This is a genomic window from Schaalia sp. lx-100 (assembly GCF_021083625.1).
In the GTDB taxonomy this organism is placed as follows: Bacteria; Actinomycetota; Actinomycetes; order Actinomycetales; family Actinomycetaceae; genus Pauljensenia.
On sequence record NZ_JAJNRP010000001.1, the window covers coordinates 219,972 to 240,947 of the forward strand.

The window sequence follows — 20,976 nt, forward strand, 5'->3', positions numbered from 1 at the left end:
GAGCCGCGCTTCACACTATTTTCTGCACGTGTGGGCCACAAGCACAGATACCATTAAGGAAGTGACCAATTCCGGCCACCACCGTTGCACACATATGTCGCACGTATACGAAGGAGCATCCGTGATTTCCCGTTTCCTCGTTATCGCCCCGGAAGGTATACACACCACCCGAGCCGCCGACGACCTCGCTCAATGCCTCTCTGCTGCAGCGCCGCTCAGCCGCATGAGCGCCTTTGCAGGCACAGACCTTACCAGTGCAGCCGCTTCGCCTGAACGCGCACTTCCCCTCGCCGTAGAAGCTGTACGCGCATGCGACAGTGAATATGTACTTATCGAGGGTGTAGCCGACGTTGCACTACACCTCTTTGACACATTCGACTGGAGTCTTAATTTAGCTGCAGCAACACAGGCACATGTCATCTTGGCTTTAGACACCGAAGGGTATTCTGCCGACCTTGTTGCCGCAGAAATTCGCACAGCACGTATGCGCGCACAAAAACATCATGCGCAACTCAGCGCCGTCCTCTTACCTGCAGCAATGGCTCAAGCAGTTTCAGTGGACGATGTACACATACTCTCCCTGCCGCTCACCGATGAGTCACGAGCTACTTTGACAGGCCTCACCCCTCCATCAGCAGTTACACCACTGACCTTCCAAGCAAATCTTGTTGATCGTGCTCGTTCAGATCGTAAACGCATTGTCCTACCCGAACCAGAAGATGATCGTGTCCTCAAAGCAGCAGCAGAAGTACTTCAACGCGGCATTGCTGACATCATCCTTGTTGGCGACGAAGTAGCTATCCGTCAGCGCAGCGAACAGCTCGGTGTTGATGTTTCTGCGGCTAGCATTGTCGCTGTGGACGATCCTGTGCTTCACGAAAAGTATGCCGCTGAATTTGCGCGTCTGCGTCAAAAGAAAGGCATTACCATCGAGCAGGCTCGCGAGAAGGTACGTGACGTATCCTACTTTGGCACGATGATGGTACATATGGGAGATGCCGATGGCATGGTTTCAGGTGCAGCCCATACGACTGCTCACACCATTGTTCCTTCATTCCAAATTATCAAGACAGCACCGGGCGTATCGATTGTCTCCTCAATTTTCCTCATGCTCATGGCTGATCGCGTGTGGGCTTTCGGTGACTGCGCAGTAAATCCCAACCCCACGCCTGAACAACTTGCAGATATCGCAATTTCCTCTGCATATACAGCTCGCCAATTCGGTATCGAACCAAAAGTTGCGATGCTGTCCTATTCCACAGGGACCTCCGGTTCTGGCGTAGATGTGGAAGCCGTTGCTGAAGCAACCCGCATTGCTCAAGAAAAGGCCCCCGAACTCGCAATCGAAGGCCCTATCCAATTCGACGCATCTGTTGATGAAGCTGTGGCTGCCACAAAACTGCCGCATTCCACAGTTGCAGGCCACGCTACCGTATTCGTATTCCCCTCTCTTAACGCAGGAAATATTGGGTACAAAGCTGTTCAACGTTCATCTGGCGCAGTTGCTGTTGGCCCAATCTTGCAAGGATTAAATAAACCAGTGAATGACTTGTCACGCGGCGCCCTTGTGGAAGATATTGTGAATACTGTTGCTTTGACAGCTGTCCAAGCACAAAACTCAAACAACGCCTCGTAATATGTCAGCGCAGCACGTATAGCTTTTATCAGTTGTACATAATCCAGCCTCACACTCATCTCATTTTCATTTATGGAAAGGCCCATTTATCGTGAAACAAACTGTCCTAGTCATAAACTCAGGTTCGTCCTCCATTAAGTACCAACTTGTTGATCCGCAAACTGGCCAAGCATATGCAAAAGGCCTCGTTGAGCGTATTGGCGAATCAGAAGGCCATATCGTCCACAAATACGATAGCAATACCACTGAAGTGAATGCCCCTATCGCAGATCACGAAGTAGGAATGCGTGAAGTTCTTCGTCTTTTTGACGAGGTCGGCCCACGTTTATCCGAAGCACATATCGTCGCAGTTGGACACCGCGTTGTACAAGGTGGCCGTTACTTTGATGGACCCACTTTAATTACTGACGATGTGCGCACCCTCATTCACGACCTATGCGCGCTTGCTCCCCTGCATAATCCTGCGCACCTTAAAGGCATTGATGTGGCACGCGACCTCATGCCAGATGTTCCTCATGTCGCTGTTTTTGACACAGCTTTCTTCCAGAGTCTCCCCGAAGAAACTGCGACTTACGCCCTTGACCGTGATGTAGCGGAAAAATACTCTATTCGCCGTTATGGAGCTCATGGCACCAGCCATCAGTACGTTTCTCAGAGCGTGTCACACCTACTTGAACGCGATGATTTACGTCAGATTGTCCTTCACCTCGGCAATGGCGCTTCTGTGTCAGCAATCAAAAATGGGCACGCTATCGACACATCTATGGGTCTGACACCATTAGAAGGCCTAGTTATGGGTACCCGTACCGGTGATATTGACCCTGCTGTTGTTTTCCATTTGCAACGTCAAACCGGCTGGTCAGCAGAAGAACTCGATACGCTTTTCAACAAGAAATCCGGTTTGAAAGGCTTAACCGGCGAAAATGATATGCGTGCTGTCCGCGCCATGACTACCAGCGACGATGAACAAACACGTCGCCGCGCACGCGTGGCATTAGATGTGTATATCACCCGTATCGTGAAATACATTGGTTCCTATACCGCTGAACTTGGTGGCCTTGATGTCCTCACATTCACCGCAGGAATCGGAGAAAACGACACCAATTTACGCGCTGAAATTATTGAACGCCTCGCACCTTTTGGTGTTTTCCTTGATGAGGCAGCAAATAATGCCCGCCACGATACAGCCGTCACTATTTCCACACCGGAATCTTCTGTGCGTGTCATGGTTGTCCCAACAAATGAAGAATATGCGATTGCACAGCAGGCACTCAGCCTAGTCTGACCCTCATATATTCAAGGGTATTTCTCACACCTTATGGGGTCTGGCTTTCAGGGTCAGACCCCATATTCTTTCTCAATTTCGTGTTTTACCGATACCGACACGGACCTGTCGCGCTGGAAGGACAGCCCTACTCATCTGTGAATCTTTCAGTAGAAGACACTCACATATGCACGTACACTTCCACCTGAAGATCAGCGCACACTCGCAACAGGAGTCACCATGAATTTTTTCAACATCTACGACCAAGGTTTTGCTCGTGTTGCCGCAATCTCATTCCCTGTGCATCCTGCTTGCCCGCACAAGAATGTTGAAGAAATCATAAGCGCTGCCAGGCAATGTCACGAACATGGTGTGAGTGTAGCCGTATTCCCTGAATTATCCGTCAGTGGATATTCGCTCGACGACCTTTTCTTACAAGATGTGCTCCTTGACAATGTGGAAAAAGCCCTGCAAACACTCCGTCAAGCAACCACTGATATGGCTCCCCTACTTGTCGTTGGCGCGCCACTGCGACACTTTCACCGAATTTACAACTGTGCTGTTATTTTCCATCGTGGCCGTGTCCTCGCAGTGATTCCGAAAACACACTTACCGAACTATCGTGAATTCTACGAAAAACGGTATTTCGCTACTCTAGGACCTCACACACCTCGACACATTGATATCACACCTTGGGCATGCGACCTGTCAGATGCTGACAATCTCGCTGAATCTGATCGTCTCTTTGTTCCTTTTGGCCCCACACTTATTGAGGCAACCGATATACCTGGATTCACACTCGGAGTTGAGATTTGTGAAGATATGTGGGTTCCCGTCTCCCCTGCTTCTATAGCAGCACTACATGGGGCAACTGTCTTAGCAAATCTTTCTGCTTCCCCCACAACAGTAGGCAGAGCCGATGACCGTGATCTGTACACACGAAGTGCCTCAGCCCGACTCAACGCCGCCTATATATATGCCGCAGCTGGCTTAGGTGAGTCCTCAACGGATCTCACGTGGGATGGTCACACGGTAATTTATGAGGCCGGAGATCTTTTAGCGCAGGGACCACGTTTCATACAAGACACGCATATTATCACTGCTGACATTGATCTGGACCGCCTCCGCACAGAACGTAGCCGTCAAGGTACTTTCCAAGATAATGCTGATTTTCTTGCCGTAAACGGGCATACGCCTACAGATTTTTCCCCGGTCCGCGTGCAGGTGTCACTTACTCCTCCACGTGAGGATATTGGTTTTGAACGTGTTGTTGATCGTTTCCCATTTGTACCTAATGACCCACAGCGACTCGACCATGATTGCTATGAGGCCTACAACATTCAAGTAACTGCCCTCGCGCAGCGTCTGCGTGCAATAGGACAACCAAAGCTCGTGATCGGCGTATCGGGCGGGCTTGATTCAACCCATGCCCTCATTGTTGCAGCACATGCGATGGACCAGCTCAAACGGCCTCGGACCGATATTTTGGCCTACACCATGCCTGGCTTTGCAACCAGTCCTGAAACCCTCGCGAAAGCCTGGGAACTTGGTCGTTCCCTTGGGGTTTCTTTTGAGGAGATCGACATTCGTCCCGCTGCCCGTCAAATGCTAGCTGATATGAAACATCCCTATGCTCACGGCACTGACCTTTATGATGTGACATTTGAAAATGTTCAAGCTGGCCTGCGCACTGATTATTTATTTCGCTTAGCTAATCACCATGGCGGTATTGTCCTTGGCACAGGTGACTTATCTGAACTCGCCTTAGGATGGTGTACCTATGGGGTCGGTGACCATATGAGTCATTACGGGGTAAATGCAGGGGTTCCGAAAACTTTGATCCAACATCTTATTCGTTGGGCGGCCTCATCCAATCAATTTGATGCGCGCGTCAATCGTGCTCTTTTGTCAATTGTGGATCAAGAGATTTCACCGGAACTTATTCCGGCGACCTCAGATGGGCATATGCAATCAACACAAGAGCGAATCGGCCCGTACAATCTGCAGGATTTCACCCTTTTTTACATTTTACGGCGAGGCGCACGGCCTTCAAAGATTGCCTTTTTAGCTCATCATGCATGGTCAGATATATCACGAGGAAATTGGCCGGCTACTTTCCCGTCTTCAGAGAAAGTTGCCTACGATTTGTCAACTATTGTGCGCTGGGAGCGTTTGTTCTTGAGTCGTTATTTTAGTCAGCAATTCAAACGGAGTGCCCTGCCCAATGGGCCAAAGGTTGTGGCAGGCGGGTCCCTTTCGCCTCGCGGTGATTGGCGTATGCCCTCAGATGTATCGGGAGCGGATTGGGTTGCTGAGCTGGATGCTGCTGTGGCGGGCCTTATCGAAAATTAATGTCACAAATGTGACAAATCACCGGGGAAAGCTCTCCATATGCAGTATGGCAGGCTAAAACCTGAGCACTCTCGCAAATTTTCTCGGTAAAATTTGTGACGTATAGAAAGGCATTGTCGTGTCACTCACTCTGTTCTTCGCTTATGCGGGAAGCGTACTTTTCCTGCTGTGTACCGGAGCTTTGGCCTACATTATTTTCCATATTTTTCGTGGAACTTTGCCTTTTGCTTCGCGTTTAGCTTTACCGAGTCGCGCGTTGCGCAGCTCTGAGCAGATCTGGCAGGCCGGTCATCGAGCTGCATGCCCGCTGTTATGCGCTAATGCTTTTTTCACGGGAATACACGCTGTTGCGTGCGCTGCTTTCGCATGGTGTGCGCCCGCTCATCCTTTGACTGTTTTCCTGCCTTTCAATGGCATACTTGTCGCGAGCGTCCTGTGGGTTTTAGCTGATAAAGTCGCGGTGTGGACATCCAATCATGTGTAATGCGCGTTGATAAGTCATAAGTCACGGCGCTTACGCTGAAGCCATATTTTTATTTCGTCAGCGCTTTCTTCAGTCCCTGCTTTCTTCAGTCTCTGCTTTCCTCAGGCTGGGCTTTCCTCATCAGGGCGCACTTATCCTTCAACTTATAAAACATCACGTGCTGTACCTGCGTTTTTCAACGCACAGCACAACACGTGATTAATTGCTTACAAAAAGGGTCTATTACGCCAAGAGTGTTTCTCCTACGTAAGTATCACCTTCACGTACACCAGGCAGTATCAGATACATACCCGACGCAATATGTTGCAAGTATTCTGTCAGTAAATCATCAGACATACGCGACAAAACAGGTATGAAATTCACTGCAGGATCACGCACAAAAGCAATGAAGAACAAGCCAGCTTCCAAACGTCCAAGGTAATCAACGCCTTCAAGGTAGTTATACCCGCGACGTAACATTCGTTTACCTGAATTATTAGTTGGGTGCATCAATGCCACATGTGAAGTGGGATCAATGACAGGTTTGCCATTTGCTTGAGCTGAAAAATCCGGGGCGCTGAATTCTTTCCCACCAGACAGTGGTGCCCCGTGGAATTTGTCTCGTCCGACAATGCGTTGCTGCTCACCAAGACTGAGTTCATCCCAGACTTCCATCATCATTTTGATTTTGCGGGTACACATGTACGTGCCCCCTGCTGCCCATGATCCTTGGTCGTCTTCAGGCTGAATCCACAAATGAGTATTCAGTTCTTCAGGGGAATCTTCAGCTTTAATATTTGATGTTCCATCTTTGAAACCAAAGAGGTTACGTGGTGTTCTTTGCGTGGAAGAAGTCGAGGAAGTACGCCCATATCCCAACTGTGTCCACCGCATTGTTGCGCGTCCAAAAGCAATGCGCGTGAGGTTGTGCAGGGCATGGAGGTTCACCATCGGGTCTTCTGAGCAGGCTTGAATAATCAGGTCACCTCCACCTCGCTGAGGATCCAGTTTCTCAGCTGCCATGCGAGGAATTCCTTGTTCGAGGACTTGCGGAAGCTTGCCAGCTAAGCCGAAACGATCAACGCCTTCATCAGTGAGGAACAGTGAACGTCCTACTCCAAAACTGATAGTCAAAGCAGCAGGGCCTGCACCAATGGTTTCTCCCGTGTCACGTGGAGCAGCTTCAAGATTTGTGGCGTGATTTGCTACCGGTTCACCTTGAGTCATACGTTCTGCCGCTAAAGTCCAGTCACGCAGCAGTTCAATGAGGGTATCACGGCTATCTGTGGTCAGGTCAAAAGCAGCTGTATGCATTTGCTGCTGCGCTGGGGTCAAAATCCCTTGCTGATGTTTACCTCGGAAAGGATAGGAGGTCTGCAGCACGTCACTGGCAATGTTGTCGCCTGCTTGCCGTCCAAGAGCAAATCCTGATGCCCCTCCTAAACCAAAGGTTAATGCCCCAAGTCCAGCTAAACCAAGGAATTGTCGCCGCGATAAGCCATGAGGTTTTTCAGTGGTTTCGTGTGAGGCTTCTGTTTTTCCTGTAGCAGGGGGAAACCCCGCAGGATTTTCTTGATCCCGCGGGGTGCCCTGTGAAGCATTCTGATGCTCTTTCACTTGATGATCGCCGCCGTCAGCTGAGCTAGAGGCAGACGCAGAGCATTCACCTTATCTGATAATGCTTTACGACCAGCGTCATCAACAGTGTCGTAGGAGGCGTATCCGTCACCTTCAACGTATTTACCGAGTTCAGCTTGCATTCCTTCAAAGGCTTCGTGGATACGCTTGGCCAGTTCAGGATCTTTTTGCTTTGCTAGGGTTTCAACGTTTCCGTAGGCAACTTTTGCACCTTCGACGTTAGCGACAAAGTCCCATAGGTCGGTGTGTGAGAAGGCTTCTTCTTCACCGGTGATCTTGCTGGTGGCTACTTCTTCGAGTAGCGCAATTGCACCATTGGAGATGTCGTCAAGTGAAACAGAGAATTCTGCCGAATAGACCAGATCGTACAGATGCTGAGTATTTTCAACGAGTTTACCGGCAGTGTCTTTGCGTTGTTCCTCGCTCAGGCCTTCATAGCCTTCGGGACGCCACAAGTCTTTCTCGATGAGGTGCCAGCCGGTCCATTCGTCCATACCGGATTCGCCTTCTTGGAAGTCAGCTTCGCGTAGGTCGAGGGCTGGGTCGATGTCACCGAATGCTTCGGCGGTCGGTTCGATACGTTCGTAGTACATGCGGGTTGGTGCATATGCTGCTTTTGCTGCTTCTGTGGCACCGGAGATGTAGATTTCGGCGAATTTTTGTGTTTCAGCTAAGAGTTGTCCTGCTTGGTCACGGATGTAAGCGGTGTAGTTTGTGACAGCTGAATCAATCATGCTTTGTTCATCAGCGCTGACTTCAGCTTTTGTGCCTGAGTCAGTGACTGTGAATTGTGCGGTTCCTACGAGGGCACCCACCATATTCTTCTTACATGCGGTGTAGTAGGTACCAGGTTCTAATGCGATGGTGTATTCGACGGTTGTGCCGGGGCCAAGGTTTTCACGTTCACCGACGATACGGAGTTTGTCATCAGCGAGGATTTCAAATTCGTTGCGTACTGTGCCGTTGTTCGTCAAGGTGAATGTGGTGACACCTGAAGGGGCGGTTGCTGCAGACACAACACATGTGTCATCGCTGATGGCTACGCTCAAAGCGGAAGGATTTGCTTTTTCTGATTGATTATTTGCGCTAGGGTTATTTGCCACGCAACCGGCGAGGGTGAAAGCAAGAACACCTGCCGTAGAAGCGGCAATGCTCACACGTGAAATTTTCATGTTTCTCCTTTGTGAGATTTTTCTTGGGATGTAGTGGTGTTTACGCTGTTTCCGCGTGGCTGTGAGCCACCGCAGACGGACGATCTGCAGGTGAACATATTCGTGAACGCACGAGGAAAATGGGTAAAACACTGACGATGTAGATAAGCCATGCGAAGAATTGAAGATGCGTGGGGGCCGCATTGAGGTTAAACATGGCTTCAAGGAGGACCCACCACCATGCTGATGTGTTCAGCCATGAGGCAAGGGAACCGTCAACGAGGTACGTGAAGTCGTAGATCGGTACTCCCCAGCCGGGCAGAACATTGGCTTCTTGGAAGTCACCGATGCCGTATGACATGACTCCGGCTGCCACGAAGATTAACAATAATCCTGTGATATTAAAGAAAAGGGAGAGGTTAATACGAGCAGCACCTGTATAGACTGCCCAACCGATAAGTACTGCAACGATAAGACCGGTGAGTACACCCAAGGTTGGGTCAATGACCGAGTTTGTTGCAGAAGATTTCACTGTGGCCCAGACAAATAGGGCTGTTTCGATTCCTTCGCGTCCAACGGCGACAACGGCAATCCACACGATGCCCCATGTGGACCCTGTTTTAAGAGCCGCATTGGTGTCGCTTCGGAGTTTTTCTGTGAGTGCGTGCGAGTTTTTACTCATCCATAAAATCATCCACGTGACCATTGCCACGGCAACTAAGGAAAGTCCTCCGCCGATGATTTCTTGGGCAGCGAAGCTCAGGGTATAAGGTCCCCAGGTCATATAGGCACCTAAAGACAAGGGAACGAGGACAGCAATGATGGTGCCTAAAGCAACCTGTGGGAACAGGTCTTTACGTCCAACTTTGGCTAGGTAAGCCAAAATGATGCCGACGATGAGAGATGCCTCAACACCTTCACGTAAGGCAATCAGAAAGTTGGCTAGGAACACAGCTAACCCTCCTAGAACGAGAGAAAGATATTTACGTAATGATCCTTTTTTGTAAAGTGTGGATTAGACTAACCTTATTGCTTTAAGGTTTCAACCTCCCTCATAAGGAAATACTTATATGCGACCCATACATTTTTTTATCCTTCTACTTGTTGCCCTCATTATTTTTGGCGCACAAAAACTCCCTGATTTGGCGAAATCACTAGGACAATCAGTAAAAATTCTGAAAAAAGAACTTCAAGATGATGAGCCGTCCTCAGATGCTCCTCAAGTAGAAAAAATCACATCTGAAGCTGCGCCTTCCGTCCCACCTACAGAGACAGACCCTTCCCCTTCAGAAAGCACACACTAATTTCTGCTAACCCCACAGGTCTCATGCCCCTGACGGAGCATTTACTTGAGCTTCGCAAACGCATCCTGCTCTCTTTAATGGGTATTGCTCTTATAGCAATCGCTGGCTGGTGCATATATCCCCTTTTGCTTGAGATGCTCGTAAAGCCCCTCGATGAGATTTTTGCCGCCCAGACCCAGCCCATACATCATGACGGAGTAAATTTTCGGACAGTTCTTTCCCCGCTCACTCTCCGCTTATCGGTTTCTGCCTGGATTGGACTCATAGGTGCAAGCCCTTGGTGGCTTGCACAGGTATGGTTTTTTATCGCCCCCGCTTTGGAACGCCACCACCGTCGCCTCATCATCGCTTTAACATGCGCAAGCGTCATTTTATTTTCCGGCGGAGCAATGCTGGGCTGGTTTTTCTTTCCCCGTTTACTTGGGATTCTTTTATCAGAAATACCTGAACGAGCCGGTTCCCTACTCGATATTGATTCTTACATCACTTTCGTCATCACATTGACTGTTGTCATGGGAATCAGTGCGCTCTTTCCTCTCGTCATCATTGGTTTACATGCGCTACACATAGTCTCTGTTCGCGGATACATTCGCGGCTGGCGATGGGCAGTAATGGGAGCTTTCACTTTTGCCGCTATTACGAATCCGCTTCCAGATATCTGGTCAATGATCGTGCAATCACTCGCTTTACTTGGACTGTATTACTGCGCTGTTGGCATATGCGCTACGCGAATGTGGTGGGCTCAGCGTGGTCGGCTTCTTTTTTCTGCTCTGACAAAGAAATTACGTCAATTTGGGGAACGCTAATATCCGGTAGCTCCGTTTCTTCAATCACTGTCTGCATTTGTTCATGAGCCGCCTGTTGAAATTCTTGAAGGCGAGAGCGAGCTTTGAGCAGGGTACGAGCAACATTCACCATTGTTTTTGGCCCTAGGATAATTAATCCGACACATGCAAGCACAAGAGCTTCTGTTCCTGAAATGCCGAAGAATTCCATATATACATGCTCCTGACTTCACCTGTGCGCTAGGTAAAATTTACACGGTATTTTATTCTTTTCTTTCATTGCGTGACTCTCAAGTTGCTCTTGGCTTGTATAAAGCAATACCAAAAATCTCTGACAGGTACGTGCCGTAATGAAAATAATCAGAGGACACAAAATACAATACGGGCCTTGGTAGCAATATGTCACCAAGACCCGTAGAGTTATTTCACCTCGTCAGATACGATAAAGCCACTCAATAAAATTATGTAGCATCAAGGCTTTATGCGTATCATCCGTAGTGTCACTGACCGGTCATTGTACGCACATCAAGAGCAGCATCAAGCTGTTCTTCTGTTATTTCACCTCGTTCAACAAATCCCAAATCAATAGCCGCCTCACGCACAGTTAAATCATGTTTCACTGAATGTTTTGCGATCTTTGCAGCTGATTCATAACCGATCAAACGGTTCAGAGGCGTCACAATAGAAGGTGAAGACTGCGCTAAACGCAAGCATCGTTCTTCATTTGCCTGAATACCGTCAATGCAACGCGCCGCGAGAACCTGCGACACATTCCCTAAAATTGATGCTGATTCTAAAATGTTGGAAGCCATCACCGGCAGCATCACCAGCAAATCAAAGTTGCCTTGCGCTCCAGCAAAGGCCACAGCCGCATCATTACCGATCACTTGTGCGCATACTTGCACAGTTGCTTCTGGCAAAACAGGATTCACCTTACCCGGCATGATTGATGAGCCCGGCTGCAAATCTGGCAAGAAAATTTCACCAATACCTGTACGCGGGCCAGAACCCATCCAGCGCAGGTCATTAGCAATTTTCACCAAGGAAACAGCCACTGTACGCATGGCACCTGACAATTCCACCAGAGAATCCTGAGCAGCTTGTGCTTCAAAGTGATTTTCAGCTTCACGTAAAGGTAAACCTGTATTTTCAGCGATCAGCTCAATGACTCGGGCAGAAAACCCTGTCGGCGTATTGATTCCGGTTCCTACAGCAGTTCCACCCAAAGGCAATTCAGCAAGATTGGGTAGGGCAGCCTCGATACGACCAATCCCTTTAGAAATCTGTGTCGCATAGCCAGAAAATTCTTGACCAAGGGTGATTGGCGTTGCATCCATTAAGTGCGTACGACCAGATTTAACGACATCAGCAAATTCTGTGGCTTTTTGTTCCAACGAATCATGCAGAGTCCGTAACCCAGGAATAAGCACTTCCAGGGTAGCTTGGTATGCAGCTATGTGAATAGAGCTAGGGAATACGTCATTGGATGATTGTGAGGCATTCACGTGGTCATTCGGATGTATTTCGTGCCCTGATTCACGTGTTGCTATGGTGGCAATAACCTCATTTGTGTTCATATTTGATGAGGTGCCTGAACCTGTTTGGAAAATATCAATCGGGAAATGGTCATTGACTTCACCGGCGATTACTTTTTCAGCAGCAGAAACAATGGCATCGCAGATGTCTTGACTGATAACACCAAGTTCAGCATTAGCCAGGGCAGCCGCACGTTTAATTTGTCCAAGTGCGGCAATGTGGTGTGGCGCTAATTGCTGACCAGAAATGGGGAAGTTTTCCACTGCCCGTTGTGTTTGAGCGCGGTAGAGAGCTTCTATAGGGACACGTACTTCACCCATAGTGTCATGTTCGATACGGTATTCACTCATAAGTCCTCCACATCATTGGGTTCTAGCTTTGTCCTCTCTATTGTCACCGAAATAAGAAAGAACTGTGGAATGTAATTACGGAATATACGCAAAATCACCTCATCACTAATTCGGAGCCTGAGGGTCACATATCACGCGATGACACACTTGTATTTCCTCATATCCTCCCAATTTTCTCCCTATCATCACACGTGAAAATCCCAGTATTCTCAAAGAAAAACACTCCCACCTCGCTTCCTTTTTCCTGCGGAAGTATCAAATGAGGACAGGGGTCCCCACTCCTACCCCAGTTACGTCATACGGTGTGTACAACCCATGTATCACCAGCAACAAGGAGTTACCATGACTGAGTTCTTCTACGAAGACTTACTTCCCCTCGGAGAAGACACCACCACATACCGCCTCATTACCACTGAGGGCGTACAAACCGTAGAAGGACCAGAGGGTGTCCCTTACCTGAAAATCGCCCCCGAAGCCCTCCAAACACTAGCTCGCGAGGCCTACCATGACATTTCTTATTTCCTGCGAACAGAACACCTCGAACAGCTAGCAAAAATTTTGGAAGATCCCGAGGCTTCAGCAAATGACCGCTTCGTCGCACTCGATCTCTTAAAAAATGCGAATGTTGCTTCGGCGGGCGTGCTCCCCATGTGTCAAGACACCGGCACAGCCATCATCAAAGGCGAGCGCGGCCAACGAATCATCACAGAAGGAAACGACGAACGCGCCCTTTCGCACGGCGTATATGACGCTTACACCGAGCTTAATCTGCGCTATTCACAAAATGCGCCTTTAACCATGTACGACGAAAAGAACACCGGCTGCAACCTGCCCGCACAAGTCGAACTCTACGCTGACACTCACCGGGGGCATGAATGTGATTACCATTTCCTTTTCATGGCTAAAGGCGGAGGTTCTGCAAATAAGTCCTACCTTTACCAAATGACGAAAGCCATTTTGGATCCCGAGCACATGATGCAGTTCCTCGAAGAAAAAATACGTTCATTAGGAACAGCAGCATGCCCGCCCTATCACCTTGCTATCGTTATTGGTGGTACGAGCGCTGAATACTGCCTCAAAACAGCAAAGTATGCTTCTGCGCACTATTTAGATTCTTTACCCACCCACGGGTCTGAGTGCGGTAATGGCTTCCGTGATGTCGAAATGGAAAAAGCTGTTTTTGAGCTGACTCAGCAGATGGGAATTGGAGCGCAGTTTGGCGGTAAATACTTCTGCCATGATGTGCGTGTCATTCGGCTTCCACGCCACGGGGCTTCTCTACCTGTTGCCATTGCTGTGTCCTGTTCCGCTGACCGTCAAGCGAAAGCAAAAATCACCCCAGAAGGTGTGTTTTTGGAGCAGCTTGATTTTAATCCGGGACGTTTCTTACCTGCGACAACTGATGAAGAACTTGGTTCTGATGGTGAGGGCGCTATTCACGTTGATTTGAACCGTCCAATGGCTGAAGTCCTAGCTCAGCTTTCTCAGTATCCCGTTAAGACTCGTTTGGCTTTGTCAGGCACGATGATTGTTGCTCGTGATATTGCCCATGCGAAAATTCGTGAGCGTCTGGATAATGGCGAGCCTATGCCGCAGTACATGCTAGATCATCCTGTGTACTATGCCGGACCTGCGAAAACACCGGAAGGTATGCCTTCAGGTTCTTTCGGCCCAACGACTGCGGGACGTATGGATTCTTATGTGGATCGTTTTCAGTCTCTGGGTGGCTCAATGATTATGGTAGCTAAAGGAAACCGTTCCGATCAGGTAACTCAGGCCTGTCACAAGCACGGGGGTTTCTATCTGGGCTCTATCGGTGGTCCCGCAGCAGAATTAGCTGCGCATTGCATCAAGAAAGTTGAATTACTTGAGTACCCTGAGCTTGGCATGGAAGCTGTGTGGAAGATTGAGGTAGAAGATTTCCCTGCTTTCATTGTTGTTGATGATAAGGGGAATGATTTCTTTGCTGGTACTCAGGAAGTTACTCTGACCATTGGTAAACGTCCTGGTTTATAGATTCTGGTGGCCCTCATGTTGTTCTGCTTCACGGTAGTTCACTGACATTATTGGCCTTCCCAGTTCAACAAATGAATAAGGACGTGAGGCTTTTCTGATGTCTGAAAGGACCGTGTGAGCACTTTCCTCCTTAAGTTGGGCCTCATCTAAAACGTACAGGTGCTGCTTTCTCATGTTTTATCCGTGGGAAAGCAGCACTTTTTACACCCAATTGACGCTTATAGGCGTATCGCATATAAGCGTGTCTGCACCTCATCTAGCGTAAAAAGCGACGCATGAGTATCAGTAGAGTTCATAGCGGGCGGTAAGGGCTGACAACCACTTCAACACGCTGCAGGTCTTTCACTTCGCTGTAACCTGTTGAAGCCATTGTTCGTTTCAATGCGCCAACAAAGTTTAATGAGCCATCTGCCCGTGTTGAGGGGCCGTAGAGGATCTGTTTCATTGTTCCGCTTGTTCCCACATGTACGCGCTGTCCTCGTGGCATTTCAGGGTGTGTTGCTTCGCTTCCCCAATGCCATCCGCGACCGGGAGCTTCCTCAGCACGCGCAAGTGCTGCACCTAACATAACGGCATCAGCACCACAGGCAATGGCACGTGACAGGTCACCTGAACGTCCAATACCTCCATCCGCAATGACATGCACATAACGTCCCCCAGATTCATCCATGTAATCTCGACGGGCAGCAGCAACATCAGCCAGTGCCGTCGCCATTGGCGCATGTACGCCCAAAGACTGTCGAGTTGAATGGGCTGCGCCGCCTCCGAAACCGACGAGGATTCCTGCTGCTCCTGTCCGCATCAGATGTAAAGCTGCAGTTGTGGTTGATACGCCTCCCACAATCACAGGCACATCAAGTTCGTAGATAAAACGTTTGAGGTTGAGTGGTTCTGCGCGTGAAGATACGTGTTCAGCCGATACAGTGGTGCCACGAATAACGAATAAATCCACACCCGCATCGACAACATATCGCCAGTATTTTTGTGTTCTTTGTGGTGATAGGCGGCCCGCGACGACAACACCGGCCTCACGAATCTGTTGGAGTCGAGCTGTAATGAGTTCAGGTTGAATTGGCTCAGAGTAGGCTTTCTGTAAAAAAGGAATAGATTCTTCCCCGTCAAGATGCGAAACTTCTTCAAGTAGTGGTTCTGGATCCTCATAACGGGTCCATAGACCATCCAAATCCAGAACGCCGATACCGCCCAAGCGTCCACATTCGATAGCTGTCTGAGGGCTCATCACTGAGTCCATGGGGGCAGCCATAATTGGAATATCAACATGGTAGGCATCAATTTGCCAGCCCACGTTGACGTCTTCTGGATCGCGGGTACGTCGTGCAGGCACTAAAGCGATGTCGTCTAGCGTGTAGGCGCGTCGTCCACGTTTGCCTCGACCAATTTCAATTTCATGACTCACGTACTCATACTATCGGGAACAGTCTTTTTCTTTCAGTCAATATGCTTATGTATATTTCCACCTCATAGAAATTACTTGTCTCATATTTCTATACGGGTGTATGCGCACGGGATTTCTCAGCACAAAGGCAGCATGTATTGAGCGCTGCGTTGCACTTTTGGTGTTGAAGTGTACGCAGATGTGGGAGTTATAGGGGACACTGGAAGTATGAGTGAAAAAGAGATGATATGGACAGATGTTCCGTGGTTAGGTTTTGACACGGAAACAACGGGAGTGCATGTTCACGAAGATCGTTTAGTTACTGCTGCCCTTGTTTTGAGACGTGCAGGCGCTCACCCTCGTGAAGCTGATCTGATGCGCACATGGCTAGCTGATCCTGGTGTGGAAATACCTGAAAAAGCGAGTGCTGTTCATGGGATCACCACAGAATATGCGCGTGAAAATGGGCAGCCGATTACTCAGGTACTTGATGATGTGGCTTCGACTTTAACTGACCATTGGAAACGAGGTTTTCCTGTGGTTGTTTTCAATGCTCCCTACGATATTTCTCTGATGGAAGCTGAGCTTCGTCGCCATGGTTTACCTACTTTAGAAGAACGTCTTGGTCGTTTACCTTCACCGGTTATTGATCCGCTTGTTATTGACCGTGTTGTTGGTAAATATCGCAAAGGAAAGAAAACACTGGTGCTGATGGCACCTGTATATGGTGTGGTTGCTGAAGAAAATGCCCATACTGCGGAAGTGGATGTGCAAATGACTCTTGATGTCCTTGGAGGGATTGCGCGAAAGCACTCCGACACCTTTGGGGCTATGACGTGTATGGAGCTTCACGAATGGCAAAAACGTGAACATGCACAATGGGCAGCTGACCGTGAGGAATATATGCGACGCAGTGTAGGTAAGGAGGTTGTTATCTCTCGCGCATGGCCTCTTGAGTAGTCCTCATGCTCATAAGCCTAGTCGTGCGCGCTCTGCGATCAGGTACCAGCACACATCATGCCTACTGGTAGCTCAGGTGAAATTCGTGAGGTGAAATTCTACTTTTCACCTGTGGCAGCAACCAGGTCAGCCCAAGTCATCGGCCCACCGACAAGTCCAGCAAAATCGGCATTTTGCTCATGAATTGCCATATCGGTTGCCGGATTACTGACAAGGTGTGCAAGTACATCAGGGGCGGCTGTGATTGCCCCAATGCCGTCACGGACAAGTTCAAGGACTTGCTCTGAGTTCTTGAAAGACGCGGCAAGCACATCTGATTGAATCCCCTGAGCACGAAGCATCCTGTGCATATCAGCTGCCACACGGACACCTGAAATACCATAGTTATCCATACGGTTCACGTAAGGAGCGATATAACGGCATCCTGCTTTTGCTGCCATGAAACCTTGCATAGCTGAGTGAATACCTGTCGCAGTAATGTAAAAACCTCGCTGCTTCAATAAGGGCATTGCTGCATAGCCTTCGCGTGTCACAGGCACTTTCACGAAAATATGTTCACCTAAAGTTTCACGTAAAGCGGCTGCTTCAGCCAACATGCCCTCAGTTGTTGTCGATACTAATTGCGCATGCATTTGTGAGCCAAAAGGCAGGATTTCCTTAATTCGTTTCAATGTGGCCAGAGGATCCGCCCCATAACGTGCCAAAATCGCTGGATTTGTTGTCACACCGTCAACTGGTAAAAATGACAATGTATCTTCAATAGCCTTTGGGTCAGCGTCGTCAATCAAAATCAACATCAGGAGCCTCCATTTCAGTCTCTGGCTTTCTCCTACTGTATGAGTTCCACAGGTGTCACGACAAATCCCCTCCCCTGTTTCAAAACAGGTAGCAAATATCAAGCGGCGAAGGGAATAATATTTTCCCTCCGCCGCTTACAGAATTGCCACGTCAAGCACTGTCACTTCAGGCTGTGATAATTTGGTGCTTCCGTTGTCATTTGAACATCATGCGGGTGTGATTCACGCAGACCTGCTGATGTGATCCTGACAAAACGACCATTCTTTTTCAGGTCGGCAATAGTTGAAGCGCCCAAATAGAACATTGTCTGATGCAAACCGCCTACCAGTTGGTAAACCACTGAAGCTAAAGCACCTGTATAAGGAACCTGTCCTTCAATGCCTTCAGGAATGATTTTGTCATCACTTGATACATCTGCTTGGAAATAACGGTCCTTTGAATACGATTTACGTCCACGTGAACTCATTGCCCCCAGCGAACCCATTCCACGGTAACGCTTAAATTGCTTACCATTGGTAAATACCAGTTCACCGGGTGATTCCTCACAACCAGCAAGCAAGGAGCCCAGCATCACTGTATCCGCGCCAGCAACCAATGCCTTACCAATATCGCCTGAATATTGCAGTCCGCCATCAGCAATTAATGGCACGCCCGCTGGCCCACAAGCCTTCGCAGCTAAATGAATAGCAGTGATTTGAGGAACACCCACACCTGCAACAACACGAGTCGTGCAAATAGATCCAGGACCAACCCCCACTTTCACAGCATCCACACCGGCATCAATCAGAGCTTGAGCACCCTCGGTAGTTGCCACATTTCCACCAATGATTTGCACCCCTTCAAAAGCAGAATCTGCTTTAATGCGGCGAATCATGTCAAGAGCCAAAGCAGCGCCACCGTTTGCAGTATCAACCACAAGGACGTCAACACCTGCCTCAGCAAGTGCGCTGGCGCGTTCCCACGTGTCTCCCCAGTAGCCCACTGCGGCGCCAACAACTAAACGACCGCGAGCATCTTTGGTGGCATTAGGATACTGCTCTGTCTTTACGAAGTCTTTAACTGTAATCAGGCCCGTTAAACAACCGTTGTCATCAATGATCGGTAGTTTTTCGACTCGGTGCTGTGCCAAAAGAGCTTTCGCGTCCTCGCGTGAAATACCTACATGTCCTGTCACTAAACGTTCACGCGGTGTCATGCAATCAGATACATGTAAATGCGACCAATCCTGTGGGGGGACAAAACGCAGATCACGATTGGTGATAATACCTAAGAGTTCACCATTTTCGCCAACAACCGGCAGACCAGAAACCCTGTACTGTCCACATAAACGATCAAGTTCCTCGATTGTGGCATCGGGCCTGACGGTCACAGGATCTTCCACCATGCCTGATTCTGAGCGTTTCACTTGGCGCACTTGCTGTGCTTGCTCATCGATGGAAAGGTTTCGGTGCAAAATTCCAATGCCACCTTGACGTGCCATAGCAATTGCCATACGCGCTTCGGTAACCGTATCCATTGCCGCTGACAGCAACGGAATACGTAGTTGAATATTTTTTGTGAGATATGAGGTTGTATCCACAGTTGAGGGAACAACATCCGTTAATTCCGGTAGCAAAAGAACGTCGTCGTAAGTCAGACCTGTTAAAGCAAAAGGATCCTGTGCATGTGTCGTAAGTCCACCCATAGAACAAGTGTAGAGGCCAAGCCTACATATTTTATCGTTGAACCCTGTGAAAAATATGACGTAGGACCTCTGTATTGTATATATGAGTCTTCATATCAGGCCTATGCCCTGCAGGTGAAATAATGGGCTTTTATCAAACAAATAAAAGACGGCACCTGTGTTGGCCGCATCACTCAGGTCAATCCTGTAGGTGAGGATCCTCGAAAAAGTTTTCCTTATAGAAACGAGTGGCTCTCACGTGCCCGTCGCGCTGATTCTGCGAAACTAGCTGCTGGCGGTAACAGCGGTAAAAGAAGCATCTGCGCTACATGATATACGTCAGGTTTACCGTCCCACGTTGTCGTTGACACGTCACCGTTTTCATTCACTTCATGTACCCATCTGCCAATGTCTTCACGTAGGTACTGATCGGCCCATGCAAGCCATGAAGCAAAAAAGTCAGATACTTCCTCAGCGTCTTGCGTTCGCCCCACGACGTGAAGTTCGCGTCCCAATACCATTGCTGCACTTAATGCTTCACATAAAACCCAGTGCATACGTTCTGTGACAACTGGCTGACCGTCAAAGTCGGTGGTATACACAAAGCCACCATGCTTGCTATCCCATCCTTCCTCAGCAGCACGACTAAAAAGTGCATGAGGAGCTTCTAGTGTCCAGTCTGGAATTTCGTCACCATTTTCCCTCAAAGCACCACGCACATGCAGCATCAGGCGAGCCCATTCACATGCGTGTCCCGGTGTAACACCGTAGGGGCGGAAAGGATCATGAGGATTTTCTTTATTGAAATCTGTCTGCACTGCCCATTTACTATCAAAGTGTTCAGGTAAACGGGCGCCCCACTGCGCACATAGATCAGCGGCCCAGCGGGTGATTGCGCGCGCACGGTCTAGCCACAAGCGTTCCCCTGTCGCATGATAAGCCGCCAGATATGCTTCCACCGTGTGCATGTTGGAGTTGAGGCCACGGTAGGCTTCTTTCTGCGTATATTCCTTATCCCATGATTCGCATACACGCCCGTGTTCTGGTTCCCACCAGTGGGTATCTTGATCGGCGAGCGCGTCCTCAAGGAGTTGGCGTGCGCCCTCTATACCTGCTGTGAGGGCACTTGAAGCTGCGAGGATAACGAATGCGTGAGCATAGGCTTCTTTACGACCGTCTCCAACGCAGTGGCCGTGACCGTTTTCGTCGATACCGTGTTCTACTGCGCTGAACCAGCCACCGTTTTCATGATCGCGAAAAGCAGTGGTTAAGGAACGGATCCCGTGTTCAGCAAATTCTGACATACCCGCGATACCGCATAGGGATGCGAGGGCAAATACATGGGTCATACGGGCTGTAATCCACAGTTCAACGGGACGTTTTTTGTTCACTGTGCCGTCCCCCATTAAGTATCCAAATCCGCTGGGACGCAGGGAGGCGCAGGCAAAACGTGTAAGAACAAGGAATTCTTTGGTGAAGCTGGATTGTAGGATTGGTTCTTCCCACGGGCTTTCCATGATTCCTCCATTATGTTGATGTGTGGGTATATGTTCCTTTGCGGGGACGCAAGATTATAGGTGCCACGTTACCATTGAAAGCAAAGGGAAATGGGGGCTTTCGACCATAGGATGTGCGTTCCTGTGCTTTCGTGACCGATTATCGGA

The 20,976-nt window shown here is 49.0% G+C and carries 17 protein-coding genes; 8 read left to right on the top strand and 9 right to left on the bottom strand.

What is annotated here, in order from left to right; genetic code table 11:
• Positions 1–124: 124 nt before the first annotated feature.
• The 4 genes from pta to LRP54_RS00870 all read left to right on the top strand — a co-directional run bounded on the left by pta (position 125) and on the right by LRP54_RS00870 (position 5,736).
• Positions 125–1,636, top strand: a complete 1,512-nt coding sequence (pta, locus tag LRP54_RS00855; protein ID WP_231234684.1) for a phosphate acetyltransferase — start codon at positions 125–127, stop codon at positions 1,634–1,636.
• An 88-nt stretch (positions 1,637–1,724) separates the two neighbouring features.
• On the top strand, positions 1,725–2,921 hold the full coding sequence (locus LRP54_RS00860) for an acetate/propionate family kinase (RefSeq protein WP_231234685.1): 1,197 nt from the start codon (positions 1,725–1,727) through the stop codon (positions 2,919–2,921).
• A gap of 219 nt (positions 2,922–3,140) precedes the next feature.
• Positions 3,141–5,252 carry an NAD(+) synthase gene (locus LRP54_RS00865; protein WP_231234638.1) on the top strand — a complete coding sequence of 704 codons (2,112 nt, stop codon included), beginning with the start codon at positions 3,141–3,143 and terminating at the stop codon, positions 5,250–5,252.
• A gap of 118 nt (positions 5,253–5,370) precedes the next feature.
• Positions 5,371–5,736, top strand: a complete 366-nt coding sequence (locus tag LRP54_RS00870) for a hypothetical protein (RefSeq protein ID WP_231205449.1) — start codon at positions 5,371–5,373, stop codon at positions 5,734–5,736.
• A gap of 222 nt (positions 5,737–5,958) precedes the next feature.
• Here the strand turns inward: LRP54_RS00870 and efeB are convergent, their stop codons facing one another.
• Genes efeB through efeU form a run of 3 tightly spaced genes read right to left on the bottom strand, consistent with a single transcriptional unit; the run spans position 5,959 to position 9,456 of the window.
• The gene (gene efeB / locus LRP54_RS00875) at positions 5,959–7,332 is read right to left on the bottom strand and encodes an iron uptake transporter deferrochelatase/peroxidase subunit (RefSeq protein ID WP_231234639.1); all 1,374 of its coding nucleotides are present in this window, start codon (positions 7,330–7,332) and stop codon (positions 5,959–5,961) included.
• Entirely contained in the window at positions 7,329–8,525 is a 1,197-nt protein-coding gene (efeO, locus tag LRP54_RS00880; protein ID WP_231205451.1) for an iron uptake system protein EfeO, read from the bottom strand. The genes efeB and efeO overlap by 4 nt, the downstream gene beginning before the upstream one ends.
• Before the next feature lie 40 nt (positions 8,526–8,565).
• Positions 8,566–9,456 carry an iron uptake transporter permease EfeU gene (efeU, locus tag LRP54_RS00885; protein ID WP_231234640.1) on the bottom strand — a complete coding sequence of 297 codons (891 nt, stop codon included), beginning with the start codon at positions 9,454–9,456 and terminating at the stop codon, positions 8,566–8,568.
• 118 nt (positions 9,457–9,574) lie between these two features.
• On the opposite strand from efeU, the gene LRP54_RS00890 reads away from it, so the two are divergent.
• The gene (locus LRP54_RS00890; protein ID WP_231234641.1) at positions 9,575–9,808 is read left to right on the top strand and encodes a twin-arginine translocase TatA/TatE family subunit; all 234 of its coding nucleotides are present in this window, start codon (positions 9,575–9,577) and stop codon (positions 9,806–9,808) included.
• A gap of 23 nt (positions 9,809–9,831) precedes the next feature.
• The gene (tatC, locus tag LRP54_RS00895) at positions 9,832–10,614 is read left to right on the top strand and encodes a twin-arginine translocase subunit TatC (protein ID WP_231234642.1); all 783 of its coding nucleotides are present in this window, start codon (positions 9,832–9,834) and stop codon (positions 10,612–10,614) included.
• On the opposite strand, the gene LRP54_RS00900 is transcribed toward tatC, so the two are convergent.
• Positions 10,532–10,804, bottom strand: a complete 273-nt coding sequence (locus LRP54_RS00900; RefSeq protein WP_231234643.1) for a Sec-independent protein translocase subunit TatA/TatB — start codon at positions 10,802–10,804, stop codon at positions 10,532–10,534. The two genes, tatC and LRP54_RS00900, sit on opposite strands and share 83 nt — an antisense overlap.
• A 289-nt stretch (positions 10,805–11,093) precedes the next feature.
• Positions 11,094–12,479 (bottom strand): class II fumarate hydratase, encoded by a 1,386-nt coding sequence (locus tag LRP54_RS00905; protein ID WP_231234644.1) that lies wholly within the window; start codon positions 12,477–12,479, stop codon positions 11,094–11,096.
• A 342-nt stretch (positions 12,480–12,821) separates the two neighbouring features.
• On the opposite strand from LRP54_RS00905, the gene LRP54_RS00910 reads away from it, so the two are divergent.
• The gene (locus tag LRP54_RS00910; protein WP_231234645.1) at positions 12,822–14,495 is read left to right on the top strand and encodes a fumarate hydratase; all 1,674 of its coding nucleotides are present in this window, start codon (positions 12,822–12,824) and stop codon (positions 14,493–14,495) included.
• Between the two features lie 292 nt (positions 14,496–14,787).
• Here LRP54_RS00910 and LRP54_RS00915 read toward each other — a convergent pair whose 3' ends face one another.
• Positions 14,788–15,912 carry a GuaB3 family IMP dehydrogenase-related protein gene (locus LRP54_RS00915; RefSeq protein WP_231205458.1) on the bottom strand — a complete coding sequence of 375 codons (1,125 nt, stop codon included), beginning with the start codon at positions 15,910–15,912 and terminating at the stop codon, positions 14,788–14,790.
• Between the two features lie 222 nt (positions 15,913–16,134).
• On the opposite strand from LRP54_RS00915, the gene LRP54_RS00920 reads away from it, so the two are divergent.
• Positions 16,135–16,851: an exonuclease domain-containing protein gene (locus tag LRP54_RS00920; RefSeq protein WP_231234686.1), complete on the top strand. Its 717-nt coding sequence runs from the start codon at positions 16,135–16,137 to the stop codon at positions 16,849–16,851.
• 98 nt (positions 16,852–16,949) lie between these two features.
• Here the strand turns inward: LRP54_RS00920 and LRP54_RS00925 are convergent, their stop codons facing one another.
• The 3 genes from LRP54_RS00925 to LRP54_RS00935 all read right to left on the bottom strand — a co-directional run bounded on the left by LRP54_RS00925 (position 16,950) and on the right by LRP54_RS00935 (position 20,829).
• Positions 16,950–17,648, bottom strand: a complete 699-nt coding sequence (locus tag LRP54_RS00925; protein ID WP_231205459.1) for a transaldolase family protein — start codon at positions 17,646–17,648, stop codon at positions 16,950–16,952.
• Between the two features lie 161 nt (positions 17,649–17,809).
• On the bottom strand, positions 17,810–19,333 hold the full coding sequence (guaB, locus tag LRP54_RS00930) for an IMP dehydrogenase (protein ID WP_231205460.1): 1,524 nt from the start codon (positions 19,331–19,333) through the stop codon (positions 17,810–17,812).
• A 215-nt stretch (positions 19,334–19,548) separates the two neighbouring features.
• Complete coding sequence (locus LRP54_RS00935) at positions 19,549–20,829, bottom strand: AGE family epimerase/isomerase (protein WP_231234646.1); 1,281 nt, start codon at positions 20,827–20,829, stop codon at positions 19,549–19,551.
• Between the last annotated feature and the right edge of the window lie 147 nt (positions 20,830–20,976).